Here is a 22,568-nt window from a genome sequence, read left to right on the forward strand (position 1 = left end):
ACACCAAAGGTAAAATTTTTTTAAAAAAACCACCATTTTTTTTTAGAAAATGGTGGTTTTTAACATTTTTGCGAATGAAATCAACTAAACTTGTGTTTTCCACGATTTTCTTCTCCTTCGTTATAAGAGTATATCTGCCTGATTATATCAGCATATTTTTTGTAAAGAACTCTTCTGCGTAGTTTCAATGTTGGCGACAATTCTCCCGATTGTGCTGTCCATGCCTCATGAACCAGTCTGAATCTGCTGAGTTGCTCAAATTTCCCAAGCTGTTTGTTATAATGGTCAATTTCCTGTTGGAATCTTTTTTGCACGGCACTGAGTGAAATTAGTTCCATGTTGTCGCGGAAATGTATGCGTCGATCATGCGCCCATAAATGCAGATATTCAAAATTTGGAAGTATCAGTGCACTGGCAAATTTTTCATTCTCACCCACCACCATGGCTTGTTCAATGAAAAATGACTCTTTCAGCATGTTCTCAATAACCTGGGGTGCGATGTATTTTCCACTCGATGTTTTAAACATCTCTTTTTTGCGGTCGGTGATTTTGAGAAATCTGTTATCGATGAGTATTCCAATGTCACCGGTATGCAACCAACCATTCTCATCAATGACTTCGGAAGTGTTTTTTTCGTCCTTGTAGTAGCCTTTCATTATGTGTGGCCCTTTTGTCAGTATTTCCCCGTCTTCATCTATTTTTACTTCAACGTTTTCAATTACAGAGCCAACAGTGCCAATCAACAGGCTGTTTGGTTTGTTAAGATGATTTACTGCAATTACCGGAGAAGTCTCAGTCAGTCCGTAACCTTCCAGTAGCGGAATTCCTGCTGCAAAGAATAGCCTGCTTAGACGAGGCTGAAGCGCTGCCCCTCCGGACACTACAAACCTCAGTTTTCCTCCAAATGCTTTTTGCCACTTCGAGAATACCAGCTTGCGTGCCAGCCACAATCGAAGTCCATACCAAGGGTTGTGTTTCCCGTTATAGCGGTATTTTTCACCAAGTTTTAGCGATTGAAAGAATATGACTTTTTTGAGTCCGGTTAAGTCTTCACCTTTGGATACGATGCGGTCATAAATGCGCTCTATTACCCGCGGAACAGTGGCAAATGCGTTTGCCTGGATTTCCACCATGTTTTGCGCTATGGTTCCCAGATTTTCTGCATAATAAATGGCGCAGCCTTTGTATTGAAACAGGTAGTTTACCATTCGCTCAAAAACATGGCATATTGGCAGAAAGCTAAGAATGCGGTCGCCTGCTCTCAGGTCGAATAGTTCAGCACACGCTTTTACGTTGCTGATGAAGTTATTATGTGTAAGCATTACCCCCTTGGGCATGCCGGTGGTTCCGGAGGTATAAATGATGGAAACGACATCGTCAGGGGATATCTCTTTTCTGATTTTCATAAGCGTTTCCTTAAATTTCACCCGGCTTTCCTCACCTTGCTTGGTAATTGAGCTCCAGTGAGGAATGTCCTGATAGAAATTAAAGGTTAAAACTTCCTCAATATTCTCCAGTTCATCGGCAATGGGCTTCAGCCTGTTGTATAAAGCCAAATCGGACACAATAAGAATTTTGGCATCAGAATGTGCCAAGATGTGTTTGTATTCGTCATCGCCTATGGTTGGGTAAATGGGTACATGAATGACACCGGCCATGGCCATTCCCATATCTGCAATGTTCCATTCCGGCCGGTTGTTGGATACCGTTGCGATTTTGTCCCCCTTGTTAAATCCCCTGGCCAATAAACCGTAGCTGAAATGTTTGGAGGTTCGGTTGTAGTCGTCGGCGCTGAAGTTCACCCACTGTCCTTCGCGTTTGGCCATTAATATGTCCGGCCTGTTGTGGTTTTGCTTGATGTTATCAAGCAAATCAAATGTCCGTTCAATTTGCATATTAAGTTTCTTGTTCAGTAATGGTTTTCAAAACTAAAGGTAAAAAAAGAATATAAAACGTGCGAAAGGATCAGGTATGTTTTAAAACTGCCATCTATTTTTTACAGATTAGGGTGATTCCGTCTCTTACTGGCAATATGGTTTTTTCAACACGCGTGTCTTCTTTAACCATACAGTTAAAGTCCATTATGCCTTTGGTGTAGGCATCATCGGGCATGTTGGGTTTTGCTACTTTGCCATCCCACAAAATATTGTCGGCCAAAATAAATCCGCCTGGTTTTGTTTTAGGCAATACAGCTTTGTAATATTCGGGATATTGTCGTTTGTCCCCATCAATAAATATCAGGTCAAACTCTATGTTTAATCTCTCTATAATTTTTATAGCGTCGCCAATATGAAGTGTGATTTTATTCTCAACTCCTGCTTTCTTATGGAATTTGCGAATGATGTGTTCCAGCTCGTCGTTGATTTCGATGGTGTGTATATGTGCTGAGTCAGCACATCCATATGCCATGCATATGGATGAATATCCGGTGTAGGTGCCAATTTCCAGTATGTTAGCCGGCTTTATCATCCGACAAAGCATTGTTAACAACGAACCCTGTAAATGACCTGACAGCATCCGCGGGCGCAAAACGTGAAGGTACGTGTAACGCTCCAATTCTTTAAGAACCGGATTTTCATCATTAATGTGGTCAAGTATATATTGTTCTAGTTTTTTTTGCATCAACTTTGTCTGTAAATCAGATAGGATAACTGTTCGGGTGCAAATATCTCATTGGCTGTTTCTAAAAGCTTTTCGGCAGTAATGTTGTCTAATTTGTCATATATTTCCTCTATTGTATCCACTTTATTGTACAGCATAAAACTTTTTCCGATGGAAAGCATCAGGTGTTCCCTGTTTTCGTTGGCAATGGTGATCTGGCCTTTCAATTGTCGGCGAGCATTGTGAATCTGGAGTTTGCCAAGCTTTTTCTCGCGCAGTTTTTTAAGCTCTTTGTGCACAATTTTTATGCTGCGTTTAAGATTTTCTTCATCTGTTCCAAAATAGATGCTGAAAACCCCGGTTCCAAAATAGGGGGTGTAGATGGATTCAATGTTATATGCAATTCCATTTTTCTCTCTCAACGACATGTTGAGACGGCTGTTCATTCCCGGCCCTCCAAGAATGTTGTTGAGCAGTAAGAGATTCAGCCTGTTTGGATGATTCAGATCGTAGGCCACGTTGCCAATGGCCACATGGCTTTGAAAAGTATCCATGGTTTTTTCCACTGTTTGTGGCAGGTAGGGTGAAATGGGTTGACGTTTTACTTGACGCAAGTTGGTTGGGATACTTCCAAAATATTGAGTTGCAATTTTCATGATTTTACCGGGAGGAATTTGTCCCACGGTACAAATTACCATTTGGTCGGTATGGTAGTTTTCGGCCATGAATTTTCTAATATCCTTCTGTCCAAATTTTGAGATTGTCTCAGGAGTGCCAAGAATGTTCCTTCCAATGGCATCTTTTGAAAAAACCAACTCTTCAAAGTCGTCCAAAATCAGGTCGGCCGGACTGTCTTTGTAAGAATTTATTTCATCAATAATGACCTCCTTCTCTTTTTCAATCTCCTTAACCGGGAAGGTTGAATTGAATGCAATGTCGTGAATTAACTCCATGGCACGATTGAAATCCTGTTTTAGAAAAGAGGCGTAAATGCAGGTCTCCTCTTTTGTGGTGTAGGCATTAAGTTCTCCGCCAACATCGTCGATTCGGCTGAGGATGTGATAGGTTTTGCGTTTTTTTGTGCCTTTAAAAAATACGTGTTCAATAAAATGAGCCATTCCGTGTTCATTCTCTTTCTCGTCTCTGGATCCGGTGTTGATGATGAGTCCGCAGTGACCCACCGGTGAATCTACAGGATGATGAATCAAACGTATTCCGTTTGGCAATGTATGTGAAAAAAGTAGCATTTCTTGTTTTAAAAATGAGTGCGCAAAATTAGTAAAATAAACGGGGATAAACATGATTACTCTTTGGTAATGCATTGCAATGTGTGCGGATTCTGTAATCGACTGAAAAATATTTTTCAATTTAAAGTTATTGAAATACAGGTTTGTATACGTTTTTGATGGTTTGCCATGTTAATAAAAATTATAGAGTGGTTTTGAAGAAAGAAATCTTTACGTATATTTGCACCGCGTTTTCGCAAGGTACCATAGCTCAGTTGGTAGAGCAACGGACTGAAAATCCGTGTGTCCCTGGTTCGATTCCAGGTGGTACCACAGAATTTAATGTTTTAAAGGTGCATTAAATTTAATTCAGGTTTGATTATTTTGAAAGGTTTTCTACCTGAGGATTTTAAGGGTTAATTGATTTTGGGTATTTGTTATTTTTGCAACAGTAAAAATAACAATCCGGTACCATAGCTCAGTTGGTAGAGCAACGGACTGAAAATCCGTGTGTCCCTGGTTCGATTCCAGGTGGTACCACAAAAAAATAGCCGACCGGTTTGGTCGGCTATTTTTGTTTTCAATTTTCTTATTTAGAATGAATTAACACTTTTCAGTAAAGAGTTAGGGTAAAAATAGGTAATTTTGCATGGTTTGATTAAAACGAGCAAAACACTGAACACAAGTTCTATTCGAACTGTTATTTCTATAAAATATTGTAATACTACTATTTCATGGACAAAAAGACCATACTAATTATTCTTGATGGTTGGGGTTACGGCAACAAGTCGGATTCTGACGTGATATTTAAAGGGGATACACCATATTTTGATTCTTTGGTAGCAAAATATCCCAACTCTCAACTTGCAGCATCCGGCGAAAACGTTGGATTGCCCGACGGACAAATGGGAAATTCCGAAGTTGGTCACCTTAACATTGGTGCGGGACGTGTTGTTTACCAGGATTTGGTTAAAATTAACCTGGCTATTCGTGATAACTCAATTTCTCAGAACCCTGAATTGGTTAAAGCTTTGAATTATGCCAAAGAGAATGGCAAGCAGGTTCATTTTCTGGGTTTGGTTTCAAAAGGAGGCGTTCACAGCAGCCAGGAACATTTATATAAGCTGACTGACGTGGCCACCGAATTTGGTCTGGATAAAATATTTGTTCACGCATTTATGGATGGTCGCGATACCGATCCAAAAAGCGGAAAGGGTTACGTTACCGAATTGCTGGAACATTTGAAAAATAATAACGGAGAAGTCGCTTCAGTTATCGGACGTTATTATGCCATGGATCGCGACAAAAGATGGGAGCGCGTTAAAGAAGCTTATGATTTAATGGTTAAGGGTGTTGGCACACCGGTTACTGATGTGGTTTCTGCAATTCAGGATTCATACAACAATAATGTGACCGATGAATTTATTAAACCCATCGTGAAAGTTGATGCCGACGGAAAGCCTGTTGGAAACATTCAGGAAGGTGATGTCATTATTTTCTTTAATTTCCGCAACGACCGTGCCAGGGAATTAACTGAGGTGCTGACTCAAAGAGACATGCCTGAGTATGATATGAAAACTCTTCCATTGTACTATTGCACCATGACTCCATATGATGCAACATATAAAGGAATGCATGTGTTGTTCGATAAAGATAATGTTACCAATACCATTGGAGAAGTTGTTGCAGCAAACGGATTGTCTCAGTTGCGCATGGCTGAAACAGAAAAGTATGCGCATGTAACATTCTTCTTTTCGGGAGGCCGTGAAGAGGTGTTTGCCAACGAGGAGAGAATTCTTGTTAACAGCCCTAAGGTACCAACTTACGACCATCAGCCTGAAATGAGTGCCTACGAAGTTAGGGATGAGGTTGTGGCAGCATTAAATAAAAAGAAGTTTGACTTTATTTGCCTGAACTATGCCAATGGCGATATGGTTGGACATACCGGCGATTACAATGCCATTTTAAAAGCTGTAAAGGCTGTTGATGAATGCTTGCGTGATACCGTTGAAGCAGCAAAATCCAACGGGTATGAAGCAATTATTATTGCCGACCACGGGAATGCCGATAATGCCGTTAACGAAGATGGTTCGCCCAACACGGCTCACTCTCTGAACCCTGTTCCATTTATTTGGGTAACCGAGCGCAAAGGCAGTGTTACCGATGGGATTTTGGCCGATGTTGCTCCTTCAATTCTTAATATCATGGGAGTTGAAAAGCCGGCAGAGATGACAGGGAAGAACCTGATTACAATCGATTAATTTTCGTGAAAATATTGTTTCTTTGTGCAGCAATTTCCCGATGAAATTGCTGCATTTTTTTGTATGATATGGTACAGATAGATGATAAACTGATCAGCCTGAATTTATTTGAGAAGCATTTTATATGCGATTTGCCAAAATGCCTTGGAGCATGCTGTGTGGAGGGAGAGTCCGGAGCACCATTGGAGGAGGAAGAGACCATCATATTGGAGGAAATTTTGCCTATAGTAAAACCGATGTTGTCGGAGAAGGCGCAAGCCGAGATTGACAAAAAGGGTGCCTGGGAAGTGGATGGCGACGGAGACATGGTAACCCCGATCATTAACGGACGGGAGTGTGTATATGCTCTGTTTGATGAGAATGGGATTTGCAAATGTGCCATAGAGCAAGCGTACAACGAAGGTGAAATTGAGTTCCGGAAACCCGTGTCATGTCATTTATACCCCATCAGAATCAATAAGTATAAGGATTTTGAAGCCATAAATTATCATCAATGGCATATTTGTGAGGTTGCTCGTTTGTTAGGGGAGAAAGAACAGGTTCCTATTTTTCGATTTCTTAAAGATGCCATTACCAGAAAATATGGAGAACTGTTTTATAATGAAATGGAAGAGGCCGCTAAGTTGTTGGAAGAAAATCCTCCGGATTCAATGTAATATTCCGAAATGCTACTGACCGGTTATTTAATTTAGATTTCTCGCTATGCTCGAAATGACAAAGCTTTCAGGAGGTCAAGGTAGGTGAAGGGGTTATTGGGGCGTATTCTCAATTACCCCTTCACCTCTCGAAACGTAAAAGTATGTCATTTAGAGCGAAGCGAGAAATCTATTATATGATTATCATTATAAAAAAAATCTTAGTCGGACAGCAGTGGTTCCGAAACAAGAATTTTAGTTTAAACTAAAAATCTATCAAAACTTTGAAGTTTTGAATTCAATAAATATTTTAAATTTGCAAACCAAATTATTATTTGATTCATCCATTAACACATTAATCTATACTTAAAAATGGGACGCGCTTTTGAATATAGAAAAGCCAGAAAACTCAAGAGATGGGGAACCATGGCTAAAACCTTCACGAAAATAGGACGTGAAATCGTTATTGCTGTAAAAAGTGGAGGTCCCGATCCGGTTGCCAATCCTCGTTTACGCGTATTGATGCAGAATGCCAAAGCGGCAAATATGCCCAAAGATAACGTGGAGCGCGCCATTAAAAAGGCTACTTCAAAAGATCAGGCCGACTACAAGGAGGTGGTTTATGAAGGTTATGGTCCTTATGGTATTGCTGTTATGGTAGAAACAGCTACCGACAATCCAACGCGTACTGTAGCCAATGTGCGGAGTTATTTTAATAAGCACAACGGCTCATTGGGAACTTCAGGAAGTGTTGACTACATGTTCGACCATAAATGCAGCTTTAAAGTGAAAATGAAAGATGGGGTAGATGTTGAAGAACTTGAACTTGAACTGATTGATTTTGGCGTTCAGGAAGTGTTTGTTGAAGAGGAGCACATGATGGTATATGGAGAATTTGAGGCATTTGGACCGGTTCAGAAATACCTCGAAGAGAACGGTTTTGAAATTCTTAACGCAGAGTTTGAAAGAATTCCTCACGATACCAAAACATTAAGCGAAGAACAGGTGGCTGATGTTGAAAAACTTCTGTCAAAATTTGAAGAGGATGATGATGTAACCAATGTGTTTCATAATATGGCTTAGATTGGTTTATAACGTTTTAAAAAGACACCGGCCTGTTCAAATCATGATTTAAACAGGTCGGTGTCTTTTCAGATATTTCAGTTAATGATTATTTGTTACTCTTCTATGGTTAAGGAGTTTATGGCAGCATCCAGCTTGCCTGCCAACTCAGATGTGTTAGATACATACATTGACATTTGCAAGATTGAAGAATTGACATTGTTTGCCTCAGCCGATTGAACCTGAATTGACTGGTTGATTTCTGAGATAGTGGTTACAATTCCGGAAACAACTTTGTTAAGTTGGATGATCTTGTCATTCGCTTCCTGTGACAGAATTTGCCCATGTTCAGATAGTTTTCGAATATTCATGGCCACTTCAGAAGATTGGTCTGCAAGTTTTTTTACCTGAGAAGCAACAACAGCAAAGCTTCTGCCATGTTCTCCGGCTCTTGCGGCCTCAATAGCAGCATTTAATGAAAGCAAGTTAGTCATTCTTGCAAAATCTGAAACAAACCCAATGCTTTCAGAGATGTTATTGATAGAGTTTAGAGTGTTGGAGACAATTTTAACACTTTCTTCAGATTCTCCCTCAACTTGTTTAACCTTTTCAAGCATTTGAAGCATATTGCTTGCATTTTCCGCCATTTCACTGGTGATTTCTTCCATTGAGGCTGAAATTTCTTCTGCCGTAGAAGCCTGACGGTTGCTTGCTTCAAGCAGTTCTTCTGATGCTTTGCCCAATTCGCTTTTAACATCATCCATAATGCGTGTTAGTTTTGTCTGAGCCTCTTGAAGTTTGGAGTTTTGAGCAGTCACCTTATCGGTTGCCTCTTTAACTTTTAATTCAAGCGTTCTTTGATTTTCTTTTAAGCGTTTTGTTTTATAAGAAATAAACCAATAAACAAGTCCGACAATCACTACAATCATCAACAATCTGAACCAGATGGTTGCCCACCAGGGAGGCCGAATAACAATTGTTAATATTGTCCCCTCTTCATTCCATACACCATCATTGTTTGTGGCTCTTACTCTAAACGTATAGGTGCCGGGATTAAGATTGGTGTAGGTTGCGCTTCGATTCATGGTATAAACCCAATCTTCGTCAAGGTTTTCCAGATAATAAGCATACTGATTGCTCGAAGGATTTGCATAGTGTAATCCGGCAAAATGAAGAACAATCATATTGTTCCTATGGGATAGGGAAATGGAGGAGGTCATGTGTATTGGTTTTGAAATAACCACTTCGCCATTTATTTCCTGACCAGGACTTACCGATCTGTTTGAGATTTGGATATCCGTTAAAACTACATCGGGTAAAAACGGGTTAGTCATAATGTTTTCAGGGTAAAACGCGTTAAAACCATTTGGGCCTCCAAAGAAAATTCGTCCTTCGGAGTTAATGAAATATGCATTCTCCCTAAATTCATTGCTTTGTAAGCCATCGCTCTCAAAGTAATTGATGAATGTATTGTCGGAAACATTAAGCCTGCTGATTCCGTTCGTAGTACTCATCCAAAAGTTACCCGTTTTATCCTCAACAACGCCAAGTATCCCGTTAGCGGGTAGGCCATCTTCCATTAAGTAATGGTCAAAATTAAGCATGCTGTTTGTCGTGATATTTTCCAGCAAATTGTTTTCATCAACCATTTTGTTTAAACCTCTGCCTGTTGCTAACCATATGGTTCCGGATGGGTCACAGTATATGGCGTTAACGGTATTATTACTGAGACTATTATTGTCGTCTTGGTTGTGGCGGAAATTTACGAATTGAGGTCGTTCTTTATCCCGTTCCCTGTTGGGTAAAATGCTTAGTCCATTAGAATGTCCCCCCACCCACAAATTTCCATGTTTGTCTTCACCTATTGACCATATGATGTTGTCACATAAGCTGTTTGGATCATTGGGGTCGTTGGTGTAAAAAGTAAACTCCTGAGTAGCCTCGTCAAAGCGCCATAAACCTCCATCCCATGTACCACCCCATAAAATACCTTTACTGTCTTCAAATAGATTAAAAGTCCATACCTGCATTGGGTATCTTGTAACTTGTGGACTTCTAGCTGAGCCAGGTGATTCAGGAATCAGTTTTGTGACATATCCTTGTGAACCAATCCATACTTCACCGTTCCTGCGCTGTAGTAGACTTAGGCAGCTGATGCCAAGAATGTTGTTGGGGTCATTCGGGTTATTGAGGTAATGATATACTTTGGGTTCGTTATTCCCATTGAAAACAAATCTGTTGAGACCTTCTCCATCACGGGTGCCAACCCATAATTCATTTGCATTGATACTGGAAATTCCAGATATGGTATTTCCGCTCATAGAATTTGTGTTACCCGGGATTGATGAGAAGTGGGCGAAATCTTTTCTGTATAAGTCAACTTTATTAAGCCCCTGGCTGTAGGTTCCAACCCATAAAACCCCAGTACGGTCAACATGCATCGAAAATACATTTGCATCGCTGATGGCGTTCGGGTTCAATCTATCAGGCAGGAATCTGTTTAATTCGTCTGTTTCAGGATTGTAGCGAAATAATCCTCTGGTTTCAGTCCCAATCCAAACAATTCCAAAATCATCAATAGCAACAGAACTGCGGTTAGATGGTGCAGGGTTGATTCTTGAATTATCACCAAGTCGATAGCTTGAACTACGTTCGTCCCATTCGAGTTTGAAGACTCCTTGAGCAAATGTACCTACAAGTAGATCTCCGTTTTTATCTTCTGCGTAGGAAATAACACGATTGGCTGGAAGTCCAAAGGCGCGTGCAACGGTCTTCGTTTCTCTGTCGAAATAAAATAGAGAGCTACCCATTAATAGAAAATTACCTTTCGAGTCTTCGTAGGCTCTTGTGAAATTGTGTTCTGGAGGATTGGTAAATCGTTGGAAACTAACTTTGGCTTCTCTGTCTTTACTATCCTGAACGACCAAGTTAAGGGTATTGTCGGCACACACCCAAATGTTGCCCTCATTATCCTGCATTACATGATGTACCGTGTTGCTGCTTATGCTGTTTGGGTCGTCCGGATCATGTCGGATTCGAAGGAAGTTTTCTGTTTGTGGATCAAATCTGTCTAATCCTTCGTTCCCATTGTGCACTATCCAAATAAAGCCATCCCTGTCTTCGAATAATAGCTCATTATTGTTGTTTCCAAGACTTGTATTGTCGTTAACCTCATTTTGATAAACTGTAAAGGAGTATCCATCATATTTATTAAGGCCGCCATAGGTCGCAAACCACATAAATCCATGTCTATCCTGAATAATATAATTTACCGTTGATTGTGAGAGCCCGTCTCTAATTGTAACCTTGTCAAATGCTACACTAGATATTTGAGAATAAGTATGATTAAGATTAACTATTGTTAAGTTAATTGTCCAAGCCAAGTATAATAGAAACTTATGCGTTTTCATAGATTGTAATTAGTGTTTATAGTTGTGTGTAATTTTTGATATCCCTCTATTTGTTTTTATTGGGGAATTCAATGATTTCTTTTTTATATGTACCTCTCTATTATTATTCCAGGCATAGAACTTAATAAAGTCTTTTATATGTGGTCAGTAATTCTGCATTATATCAGATAGATAAGTGCTTTGTGTGTTGACAATGTTATCTTGAAAAACGATAAATTGCTATAAATGTTATTTTAACTTTAATAGTGTTGTTATTTGTTACGAATATTTTAAAAATAAGTTACAAAATTCTTAAACGCTTGATAGGGCTGAGATAGATAGAAATTGAAATATTGGATAATTATGTTTATTAAGAAGTCGAATAAGATTAGATGGTTATAAAACAAATAATAAAAAGCTAAACATACTATTTTGTGTTAAAAAAAATGAAAGAAAAGATTATTTGTAGGAAAAACTTGGATTTAAGGGATATTCATGATTATAACAGAAGTTGTTGATACATATGTTGTATGCTTGGATAAGCTTACTAACTCGATAAAAATGCATTTCTAAATATTGGAGAGCCTTCCCATTTTTCGTAAATTGCATTTTAATCTTTTAATGCAACGTCTTAATGAGACCATATAAAGAAGCCGGTGTTTGGTTATTATCATTAATTCTTTTCTTTCTGATCAGTGGATGTAAAAGTGAACAGCCCGACTATGAAGCGCAGGTTAGGGAAGGGTACAATAGTTTTGTGACACTTGTAGAGGCTGGTGTGAACGCCATGTTAATCTTTCGGTTGGAAGATGACGGAACGTTAACAGCCCGGATAGAGAGACCAACGCAAGATGATCTGGAAAGTTTTTATATTGAGTTTATGGAGCGCCCTTTATGTGAGAGTCTGTCTGAGACTGATGAAATCGTAGCATGTCTTCTGAATCATATCTTGGAACATGGATGCGTAAGAATAACCACTTGCTCATCATGCATGCACGCTTGTCCTGAATGAATTTCTTATTTATACTCCTTAATGTGTTTTGGCAAATCCTTATTTATATCATAAAACGAGGAGATGTTTTTTTGTACCTTTAAATCTTTTAAATTTCAATTTGGTGTTTGAGTATTATAGATTTGGATATTTAAACAGTTACGAAAACATTGTGTTGTTAAGAGGCACTTGCCTAAATGCTTTGAAATTACCTCACTCTTAATTCTATAACTATAATAATTCGTTAATATTTTTTATTTGCCTAATAATCAAATGTTTATAAATCTGTTGCGAGAATATTTAATCAGCTGGTAATAAGAAGCTTACTTGTGTCTTATGTCTAATAATCTAAAAGTCTAACGATCTATTGTATAAGATCTGTATTTAAAAATAAATGAATATTTATGAGCGATTTAAAAGAATATATTTCAGAAAATAAAGAGCGGTTTCTTAGTGAGTTGTTCGAATTGTTACGAATTCCGTCTATCAGCTCACAATCTGAACATAAGGATGACATGCGTCGTGCAGCTGAGTTGTGGAAAAAGCTACTGCTTGAGGCAGGAGCCGATAAGGCAGAAGTGATGGAGACCAATGGTAACCCTGTTACTTTTGCAGAGAAAACAATCGATGAGAAGTTTCCCACAGTTTTGGTTTATGGACACATGGATGTGATGCCGGTTGATCCGGTAAGTTTATGGGACACCCCTCCGTTTGAGCCGGTTATAAAGGATGGAAAAATTTACGGTCGGGGTGCCGATGATGACAAAGGTCAGGGGTTTATTCACGCAAAGGTTTTTGAGTATTTAGTAGCTTCTGGTAAACTAAATTGCAACATCAAGTTCCTTATCGAGGGGGAAGAAGAGATTGGTTCTCCCAATCTTATGGCATTTTGTGAAGAGAATAAAGATCTGCTGAGTTGTGATGTTATACTGGTTTCAGATACTTCTGTGATTTCTCCCGAAATACCTTCAATTACCACCGGTCTGAGGGGGCTTGCTTATTGGGAGGTGGAACTTACCGGGCCTAATCGTGATTTGCATTCCGGGTTGTTTGGCGGAGCTGTGGCTAATCCCATCAATGTATTGTGCAAAATGATTGCTCAAATGACCGATGGCGATGGACGAATCACCATACCCGGATTTTATGATGATGTGCTTGAGGTAAGTCCGGAGGAAAGAACAAAAATGGCAGAGGCTCCGTTTGATGAGACTGCTTATAAAAAGGCGATTGGAGTGAAGGCTTTACAGGGTGAAACGGGCTATTCCACATCTGAACGTACTGGTATTCGACCTTCTTTTGATATATGTGGTATATGGGGAGGTTATACCGGTGAGGGAGCGAAAACTGTATTGCCATCAAAAGCCTATGCTAAAGTTTCCAGCCGATTGGTTCCAAACCAGGATCATGTGAAAATTGCCGTGTTGTTTAAGAATTATTTCGAAGGCATCGCACCTGAAAGCGTTTCGGTAAAAGTTACTCCACTACAGGGTGGTTATGGTTACGTTTGTCCAATAGATATCCCGGCATATAAAGCAGCTGAAGAGGCTTACGAGGCGGTTTTTGGCAAAATTCCGATTCCTGTTCGCAGTGGTGGCTCTATTCCTATTATATCTTCATTTGAGCAGATATTGGGTGTGAAATCCGTGTTGATGGGATTTGGTCTGGAGTCGGATGCCATTCACGGACCCAATGAAAATTTTCCATTAGAGCAATTTTTTAAAGGAATTGAGACGGTGGGGAGGTTTTATGATTATTACAAAGGTTAAGGGTGTCCTATTTTTAAATCAAGCAAAAAATGACGGGATCGTATAGTGTGTTTGGCGTTCCCCCTAGGTAAGAGGTGAGCGAGAGAGATTATTCAGATTTGACACATATATTTAAGATAACAAAAGCCATCGCATCGCGATGGCTTTTGACTTTTAAATAATGAACAATGGCTATCGATTTACTGATAATTTAAAATTTAAAAGAAAACCCGGAACAGAGCAACCAGGTAAAGCTCTGTTTCCGGATTTCTCAGGTTTAGGAACGGATAGGATTAGGTTTGGTTTAGGTTTAACCAGGTATTAGGAAAATTTAGGTATATATAAGTAATTAGGTCTCAGTTTGGCTATTCTCCACTTTTACCATAGTTTGGTAGAATTCTTGCGCTTGGATCGTTTACATTACAATGTTCCCACTCTTTGTTCGGCATCCAGAAGTCTTTAATCAACTCTGCTCTTCCCGGGAAGTGTCCTTCATAAATTTCTCTGTACATCAGAGACTCTTTCGAAATAGGTGGCGCATGTGTGAATTTTTTCTGTGCCAATACCAGATCTTCGTCGGAATACATCTCTTCTGCATAGGCTTTCAGATAATCCACTACACTATGCCCAACTGCATCAGAAAACGCAGCTTTCTCTCGGTATAGAATATCATGAGGCAAATAGTTGTCCTCAAAGGCTTTTCTCAAAAGATACTTGCCAATTCCGGTGAAATTCATTTTTTTCTCGGGAGATATTGCCATGACATATTTTACAAAATCCAAATCCCCGAAAGGAACCCTCGCTTCAAGTCCGTTGGATGAGATGCACCTATCGGCTCTTAATACGTCGTACATGTATATTTCACGAATTCGTTTCTCAGCCTCTTTTTGAAAAGCATCCGGAGTGGGTGCGAAATCGGTGTACTTGTAACCAAATATTTCATCACTGATCTCCCCTGTCAACAGAACTTTTACGTCTGTTTTTTCATGTATATACTTACAAAGTATATACATACCCATGGAGGCACGAATGGTGGTGATATCCCAGGTTTCGGTATTATATATAAGAGTGCTTAAGGAATCAAAGATCTCTTGTCTCGAAAACAGAACCTCGGTATGATCTGTTTTTAAATAATCAGCCACAATTCTTGCATACTTTGTATCAATTGGGCCATCCTCAATACCTACCGCAAAGGTTTTTATTGGTTTGTCGGTAAGTCTGGCTGCAATGGCACAAACAAGACTTGAATCCAATCCTCCGCTGCAAAGAAATCCCACAGGGGCATCAGCATCCATTCTCTTCTCTACTGCTTTTGTAAAAAGGTCATTTATATTTTTAAAAATCTCTTCCTGCTCGTCCTTATGAAATTTTTCTACTTTTGAGATGTCTGCATATTGTACCAGTTTTTCTCCATCATAACAATATCCAGGTGGGAAAGGGTATACTTTGTCACAAATTTTATGGAGGCTTTTCATTTCGCTGGCAAAGCATATTTCACCTGATTCATCATATCCATAAAACATAGGCCTGATTCCAATGGGATCCCTGGCTGCAAAATACTTTTTCTGAATATCGTCATAAATAACACAAACATATTCGGCATCCAATTCTTTTGCCATTCCTACAATTCCTTTTTCCAGAAAAAGGGGCAGCATGACCTCGCAATCACTTTCAGATTGAAATTCAAAACCGGATTCATATTTCTTTTTCAGTTCTCTAAAGTTATAAACCTCTCCATTGCAAACCAGATGGATATTATTATGAGTCAACGGCTGATTTCCTGCATCCGACAGATCCATAATTTTTAATCGGTGGAAACCCATCCATCCTTCTTCTCCAAAATCCCTGATGATGGTGTTGTCGGGTCCCCTGTACTGGATTTTCTCAAATTCGTGGGCTATGTCAAGCTTCAGCTTCTTATCCCCGCCTGTATAAACTGCAAATCCACACATGGTTAAACTTTTTTAATTAGTAATTCGATGATGATTTGATTGTGATTTCGATACAAAAATACGGAATTGTAATTAAAACGCAAACAAAAGTGATAAAATATTGCATAAATTTTATTATTCGTTTTATTTTGATATTTTTGTGGTGTCTAATTGTATAGATTTCACTTTGTCTATAGACTATTAAATGCTGAGTTTAATATTAAGAGGTGAGTATTGTTGATTTGAAACTGTAAGTGTATGTGATTATGTTGCTGAGAGTGTGATGTTGGATGGTTTTTATTGGTTGTAGTAAAAAATGTTAACTGATTAATATATTACGTTGTCAGGTTTCATTTTGAAATAAAAAGAATTAAATTTGTAATGTTTATTAATTCCAAGCCATGAATTAATTCAGTTATGTAACTAAACCGTTCCGAGTGTCAATTGTTACATCACATATACCCTAGAGTTACTACTATAATAATGTAATGTATATAGCTTAGCCGAATTAAATTTCGGAAAAGCCAATAACCTAAATTTTGATCGAATGGAAATGCAACAAAGACTTCCAAAAGCCCAGGGCTTGTATGACCCGGCCAATGAACATGAGAATTGTGGGATAGGATTCGTAGCGAATATTAAGGGTGTAAAGTCCAATGAAATAGTGCGCAGAGGATTAGAGGTGCTTGTGAACATGACCCATCGTGGTGCTGAAAGTTCTGATAATAAATCCGGCGATGGAGCCGGAATTCTGATGCAGGTTCCGCATGATCTGTTTTCTACGTTTGATTTTAATCTTCCTCAGGCCGGTAGGTACGGTACTGGTTTAATCTTTCTTCCACGGAATGAGAAGGAGCAGATGTTTTGTGTGTCTGAGCTAAACCGCTGTTTGCAGGAGGAAGGTTTGGATTTGATAGGATACCGGGATGTTCCTGTGAATAATAAGGTGCTGGGCGAGATAGCAAAGAGCAATGAACCTGTTGTTCGTCAGGTGTTTGTTCAGGGCGATTACGAGCAGGATGTTTTAGAAAGGAAACTGTTTTTGGCTCGAAAGGTTACCGAGAATGCCATCAGAATTTCCTCCCTGAAGCAGAAAGAACATTTTTATATCGTCAGTCTGTCAAGTAAGGTATTTATATATAAAGGAATGTTGACGCCTGACCAACTGGGAGAGTATTTCCTTGATTTGAAGCATCCGGGCATTTCCAGTGCGATCTCACTGGTTCACTCCCGCTTTAGTACCAATACATTTCCTACATGGGATTTGGCACAACCTTTCCGTATGCTTGCGCATAACGGAGAGATCAACACCATAAAGGGGAACCGGCTTTGGATGGAGGCAAGAGAGGGCTTGCTGGAGTCAGATCTTTTTGGTGACGACCTGAAAAAGCTGTTTCCTGTCATTGAGCCTCATAAGAGTGACTCAGCATCGCTGGATAATGTACTGGAGTTCCTGTTTATGACCGGTAGAACGCTCCCTCATGCACTGACGATGCTAATTCCCGAATCGTGGAACGATAAAAACCCGATTCCTCCCAGCTTGAAAGCTTATTACGAATACCATAGTACCATTATGGAACCTTGGGACGGTCCGGCATCCATTGTTTTTTCAGATGGACGATACATTGGTGGTACATTGGATAGAAACGGTTTGCGTCCCTCAAGATATGTCATAACAAAAAATGACATGATTGTGATGGGGTCTGAGGTGGGTGTTCAGACTTTCCCTGCTGAAGAGATTGTTGTTAAGGGACGTTTACGTCCCGGAAAACTTTTGTTGGTAGACACTCAACTTGGCATCATTATTCCTGATGAAGAGATTAAATCTCAATTATCAAGATTACATCCATATGAAAACTGGTTGAAAGAAAACCGAATCAGTCTGAATGATATTGATGTAAAGCAACGAGTTTCATCATCGTTGGGGAATAAATTTGATACTTATTTAAAAGCATTTGGATATAATAAAGAAGATTTTGAACAGATTATTTTCCCGATGGCTAATTCAGCCAATGAACCGGTAGGTTCAATGGGTAATGACACACCTATGGCAGCTTTGTCAGATAAGCCACAGAGGTTGTTCTCTTATTTCCGGCAGCTATTTGCACAGGTAACCAACCCTGCCATCGACCCCATCAGAGAGGGTTTAGTGATGGCCTTAACCAGTTATATCGGGTCTGTTTCAAAAAATCTTCTCATCGAAACTCCAGCACAGTGTCGTTCCATAAAATTTGCTTCTCCAATTGTATCCAATACAGATTTAGGCAAGATAAAGGATTACAGGCGAGAGGAGTTTACGCATGTTACCATTCCTATGACATTTACCGCCGATCAGGGTGGGGAAGGTCTTAAAAAAGCATTGATAACCATATGTAAAACGGCTGAAAAGGCCGTTGATGACGGTAATAATTATGTGATTCTTAGCGATAGAAACATCTCTTCCAAAGAGGTGGCTATTCCTTCATTATTGGCAACAGCAGCTGTTCATCATCATTTGGTGAAAGCCAAAAAACGGATGCAAATCGGGTTGATTGTAGAGACCGGAGAAGCACGTGAAGTGATGCATTTTGCCTTATTGTTGGGTTATGGAGCCAGTGTGATAAACCCATATGTAAGCTTTGCCGTGATTGATGAAATGGTGAAAAAAGGGGTAATAAAAATGGATTATCATGAGGCTCGTGAGAATTATGTGAAATCTATTAATAAGGGGCTCCTAAAAGTACTTTCTAAGATGGGTATTAGTACTCTAAGGAGTTACCATGGTGCACAGATGTTTGAAGCAGTGGGTGTCTCCCAAGAGGTGATATCAACTTATTTCACCGGAACTTCATCACGAATTGGTGGCGTAGGATATGAAGAGCTTGCAAAAGAAGCACTCTTGTTCCACGAAAAAGCGTTTGCAGATGATAAGAGTGAAGGTCCTTTTGACAGCTTTGGAACATACGCTTTCAGAAAATATGGCGAAAAACATGGTTGGAACCCTGAGACCATCGGATTACTTCAATGGGCTACAGCTGAGAACGATTATTCAAAGTTTAAGGAATACTCAAAAAGGGTTGACCATGACAACCAGACACCACTCTTTTTACGTGGATTTTTAAAGGTTAAAACAGGAAAATCCATTGACATAAGTGAAGTAGAGCCGGTAGAGTCTATTATGAAAAGATTTGTAACCGGGGCAATGTCCTACGGTTCTATATCAAAGGAGGCGCACGAGGCTTTGGCTTTAGCCATGAATAAGATTGGCGGACGAAGCAACACAGGAGAAGGAGGAGAGGACGCTTCCCGATTTAAGTCCAATGCACGCAGTGCTATTAAGCAGGTTGCCAGTGGCCGATTTGGTGTAACCAATAATTATCTGGTAAATGCTGATGAACTACAGATTAAAATAGCTCAGGGGGCTAAACCGGGAGAAGGTGGTCAGTTGCCGGGTTATAAAGTTGATAAAGTAATAGCCAAATTACGTAATTCCACTCCGGGAATTACGTTGATATCACCACCACCGCATCACGATATCTACTCCATTGAAGATCTAGCTCAATTAATATTCGACTTGAAATGTACCAATCCATCAGCTAAAATCAGTGTAAAACTGGTTTCTGAAACCGGAGTTGGAACTGTTGCGGCAGGTGTGGCTAAAGCTCATGCCGATCTTATAACCATAAGCGGGACCGAGGGTGGAACCGGTGCTAGTCCGGTTAGTTCAATCAAGCATGCAGGTCTTCCTGTTGAACTTGGATTGGCAGAGGTGCAGCAAACTCTGGTGTTAAACAACCTGCGCGGACGAGTAAAGATTCAGACCGACGGGCAGTTAAAAACAGGGCTTGATGTTATTAAAATGGCGCTTATGGGTGCGGAAGAGTATGGCTTTGCAACTGCCGGTTTGGTTGTGCTTGGTTGTATTATGATGCGTAAATGTCATTTAAATACTTGTCCCGCCGGAATTGCCACTCAGGATGAGGAACTTCGCAAGCGTTTCATAGGAAAGCATAAACATCTGGTTAACTTCTTTACATTTATTGCAACAGAGGTGCGTGAGCATCTTGCTGCAATGGGCGTTAAATCCATGGATGAAATCATAGGTCGTGCTGATCTGTTAGAGCAAAACAAAGAGGTTGGCAACTGGAAAACTTCAGGACTTGACTTATCTGCTTTAACCTACTTCCCTAAAGAGGGACGTAAATATCCCATTCGTCAGACCCTGGTTCAAAAGCACAAGGTTGACCAGGTGCTGGATCATGAATTAATTCGCCAGGCCAGACCTGCCATTCAAAATAAAACCAAGGTCTGGATAGCTCACCCAATTGCTAATACCGACAGAACAGTAGGAGCCATGTTGTCCGGTGAGGTTTCAAAGGTTTATGGTGAAGAGGGTTTACCACCAAGTACCATTAACTGCACATTCACAGGTTCGGCAGGACAAAGTTTGGGAGCTTTTCTAGTAAAAGGTGTCAGCATTCGTTTGGAAGGTGATGCCAACGACTATCTGGGTAAAGGTTTGTCGGGTGGAGAAATCGTGGTTGTACCGCCCAAAGGGTCTTCATTTAAACCTGAGGAAAATATCATTATTGGAAATACTGTATTATATGGTGCTACCTCAGGAAGTCTTTACGTACATGGCGTGGCAGGTGAAAGGTTTGCAGTCAGGAATTCAGGAGCTAATGCTGTAGTTGAAGGAGTTGGAGATCATTGCTGTGAGTATATGACCGGAGGTAGAGTGGTTGTAATTGGACCAACCGGAAGAAATTTTGCTGCCGGAATGAGTGGAGGAATAGCTTATGTGCTGGATGAAAGTGGTAAGCTTGATTATTTCTGTAATAAAGGTTTGGTTGAGCTGAATCCGGTTCACGACTACGATGATGTTAAAGAGCTTCAGGAGCTGTTAAATAACCATCTGTTGCATACAAACAGTGCTAAAGCAAGAGAAGTTCTTGTTAATTGGGATTACTATCTTCCGAAGTTTGTAAAAATAATTCCTTTCGAATATAAAAAGGTTCTTCAACAACAAAAATTAATGGAGCTGGAGCAGAAGCTTAAAGAGACGGAAGATGCTCCTTACATCAGAGAGTAGTTGTTTATTTAACTTAAGTAGTACTTTGGCCATTCCGGTAAAACGCCGGATGGCTGAATAATAAAATAGAATTATGGGAAATCCAAGAGGTTTTATAGAGGTGCCGCAAAAATTCAGTGGAAACAGACCGGTCAATGAGCGAGTTGATGATTATGGTGAAGTAGAGCAGGTGTTGAATGATCAGGATCGCCGGTTACAAGCGTCCCGCTGCATGGATTGCGGCATTCCGTTTTGTCATTGGGCGTGTCCTGTAGGAAGTAAGATTCCAGAGTGGCAGGACGCTTTATATAAAGGTGATTATGATGAGGCGTATAAAATTCTTCACTCAACAAACAGTTTTCCTGAATTTACCGGGAGAGTATGTCCGGCACCATGTGAAAAGTCATGTGTGTTGGCTATCCATGAAGAGGCTGTGACCATTCGGGAGAATGAGTCTTCAACTGTGGAGAAAGCTTTTGAGCTTGGTGTGATCAAGCCACGTATACCAAAGAAGCGCACCGGGAAAAAAGTTGCAGTGATTGGTTCAGGGCCTGCGGGGTTATCTGTGGCTGATTTATTGAATCAGGCCGGACATTCAGTTACTGTATTTGAGCGTGATGATGCTGTCGGCGGTTTATTGCGTTATGGTATTCCGGATTTTAAGCTAAATAAAAAGGTGATAGACCGAAGAATTCAGATTTTTGAAACAGAAGGGATAGAGTTTAAGACGAATACGTCCGTTGGTGAGAATATTACCGGAAAGGAGATACTGAAGAAATATGATGCAGTAGTGTTGGCAATTGGCGCTATGAAACCTAGAGATCTGGCGGTTGAAGGGCGCGAATTGAAAGGTGTCTATTTTGCAATGGAGTATCTGACTCAGCAGAATAAAGTCAACCGGGGTGTTACTTTCAACGGTGAAAGAATTGAAGCGAAAGGGAAAAAGATTCTGGTAATTGGAGGTGGCGATACCGGAAGCGATTGCGTAGGGACAGCAAACCGTCAAAAAGCCTCATGGGTTGGTCAGTTAGAAATTCTTCCAAAACCTCCGGCTAAACGCAGGCCAGGTAACCCTTGGCCATATTGGCCAAATGTACTAAAGACATCCTCATCTCATGAAGAGGGGTGTGAAAGAATGTGGAGTTTGGCCACCCGTAAATTTTTAGGTAAAGATGGGGTTGTTACCGGTGTTGAAGTGGCGGAGGTTGAGTGGGCCAACGAAAATGGAAATTGGAAGATGAACGAAAAGCCTGATACGGTGAGAGTGATTGAGGCTGATATGGTTTTTCTCTCAATGGGTTTTGTTCATCCAGTTCATGAAGGATTAATAAAAGAACTTAATCTGGAGTTGGATCCAAGAGGTAATGTTAAGATAGATGATAACTATTCAACCAGTATGGATGGGGTCTTTGCTGCGGGTGACGCAGCAAACGGAGCCAGTTTGGTGGTGACTGCTATTGCCAAGGGTCGGGAAGCAGCAGAAAAAGTTCATGAATACCTAAGTAAAAAATAAGGGGTAGCTTCCTTTTTTAATGCAAATGGATGCGTTGAGTGTGTTTAAAAAGGGGGTGGAGTTATAAAAAAGAATGTTATTTATATTTTTTAACATGAATATGTAAGGGGGTTTAATAAAAAAGTTACATATTTGTAGTGTCTAACTCTCTAAATAAACAATTT

The 22,568-nt window shown here is 40.0% G+C and carries 12 protein-coding genes and 2 tRNA genes; 9 read left to right on the top strand and 5 right to left on the bottom strand.

Annotation, left to right across the window (positions count from 1 at the left end; genetic code table 11):
• Nucleotides 1-80: 80 nt before the first annotated feature.
• From EV194_RS04015 to EV194_RS04025, 3 genes are all read right to left on the bottom strand, one after another.
• On the bottom strand, nt 81-1,895 hold the full coding sequence (locus EV194_RS04015) for an AMP-dependent synthetase/ligase (protein WP_132432380.1): 1,815 nt from the start codon (nt 1,893-1,895) through the stop codon (nt 81-83).
• Between the two features lie 94 nt (nt 1,896-1,989).
• On the bottom strand, nt 1,990-2,622 hold the full coding sequence (locus tag EV194_RS04020; RefSeq protein WP_132432382.1) for an O-methyltransferase: 633 nt from the start codon (nt 2,620-2,622) through the stop codon (nt 1,990-1,992).
• Entirely contained in the window at nt 2,622-3,848 is a 1,227-nt protein-coding gene (locus tag EV194_RS04025) for a M16 family metallopeptidase (RefSeq protein ID WP_132432384.1), read from the bottom strand. Before EV194_RS04025 ends, EV194_RS04020 begins: the two co-directional genes overlap by 1 nt.
• Nucleotides 3,849-4,087: 239 nt before the next feature.
• On the opposite strand from EV194_RS04025, the gene EV194_RS04030 reads away from it, so the two are divergent.
• The 5 genes from EV194_RS04030 (at nt 4,088) to EV194_RS04050 (ending at nt 7,806) form a co-directional block, all read left to right on the top strand.
• A tRNA-Phe gene (locus tag EV194_RS04030) sits at nt 4,088-4,160 on the top strand.
• Between the two features lie 134 nt (nt 4,161-4,294).
• A tRNA-Phe gene (locus EV194_RS04035) sits at nt 4,295-4,367 on the top strand.
• A gap of 194 nt (nt 4,368-4,561) precedes the next feature.
• Nucleotides 4,562-6,088, top strand: a complete 1,527-nt coding sequence (gpmI, locus tag EV194_RS04040) for a 2,3-bisphosphoglycerate-independent phosphoglycerate mutase (RefSeq protein WP_132432386.1) — start codon at nt 4,562-4,564, stop codon at nt 6,086-6,088.
• Nucleotides 6,089-6,156: 68 nt separating this feature from the next.
• Nucleotides 6,157-6,744, top strand: coding sequence for a DUF3109 family protein (locus EV194_RS04045; protein WP_132432388.1), 588 nt, complete (start codon nt 6,157-6,159; stop codon nt 6,742-6,744).
• Between the two features lie 351 nt (nt 6,745-7,095).
• Nucleotides 7,096-7,806 carry a YebC/PmpR family DNA-binding transcriptional regulator gene (locus tag EV194_RS04050; RefSeq protein ID WP_132432390.1) on the top strand — a complete coding sequence of 237 codons (711 nt, stop codon included), beginning with the start codon at nt 7,096-7,098 and terminating at the stop codon, nt 7,804-7,806.
• A 95-nt stretch (nt 7,807-7,901) separates the two neighbouring features.
• Here EV194_RS04050 and EV194_RS04055 read toward each other — a convergent pair whose 3' ends face one another.
• The gene (locus EV194_RS04055) at nt 7,902-11,195 is read right to left on the bottom strand and encodes a ligand-binding sensor domain-containing protein (RefSeq protein ID WP_132432392.1); all 3,294 of its coding nucleotides are present in this window, start codon (nt 11,193-11,195) and stop codon (nt 7,902-7,904) included.
• Nucleotides 11,196-11,808: 613 nt separating this feature from the next.
• On the opposite strand from EV194_RS04055, the gene EV194_RS04060 reads away from it, so the two are divergent.
• Nucleotides 11,809-12,186: a hypothetical protein gene (locus EV194_RS04060; protein WP_132432394.1), complete on the top strand. Its 378-nt coding sequence runs from the start codon at nt 11,809-11,811 to the stop codon at nt 12,184-12,186.
• A 383-nt stretch (nt 12,187-12,569) separates the two neighbouring features.
• On the top strand, nt 12,570-13,931 hold the full coding sequence (locus EV194_RS04065; protein WP_132432396.1) for a dipeptidase: 1,362 nt from the start codon (nt 12,570-12,572) through the stop codon (nt 13,929-13,931).
• A 344-nt stretch (nt 13,932-14,275) separates the two neighbouring features.
• Here the strand turns inward: EV194_RS04065 and asnB are convergent, their stop codons facing one another.
• Nucleotides 14,276-15,862: an asparagine synthase B gene (asnB, locus tag EV194_RS04070; protein ID WP_132432398.1), complete on the bottom strand. Its 1,587-nt coding sequence runs from the start codon at nt 15,860-15,862 to the stop codon at nt 14,276-14,278.
• A gap of 532 nt (nt 15,863-16,394) precedes the next feature.
• On the opposite strand from asnB, the gene gltB reads away from it, so the two are divergent.
• Together gltB and EV194_RS04080 are read left to right on the top strand one after the other, a co-directional pair.
• Nucleotides 16,395-20,912 carry a glutamate synthase large subunit gene (gene gltB / locus EV194_RS04075; RefSeq protein ID WP_132432807.1) on the top strand — a complete coding sequence of 1,506 codons (4,518 nt, stop codon included), beginning with the start codon at nt 16,395-16,397 and terminating at the stop codon, nt 20,910-20,912.
• A 73-nt stretch (nt 20,913-20,985) separates the two neighbouring features.
• Nucleotides 20,986-22,404, top strand: coding sequence for a glutamate synthase subunit beta (locus tag EV194_RS04080; protein ID WP_132432400.1), 1,419 nt, complete (start codon nt 20,986-20,988; stop codon nt 22,402-22,404).
• The last annotated feature ends 164 nt before the right edge of the window (nt 22,405-22,568 follow it).

It is taken from the genome of Natronoflexus pectinivorans, from assembly GCF_004345615.1.
Lineage (GTDB): Bacteria > Bacteroidota > Bacteroidia > Bacteroidales > Marinilabiliaceae > Natronoflexus > Natronoflexus pectinivorans.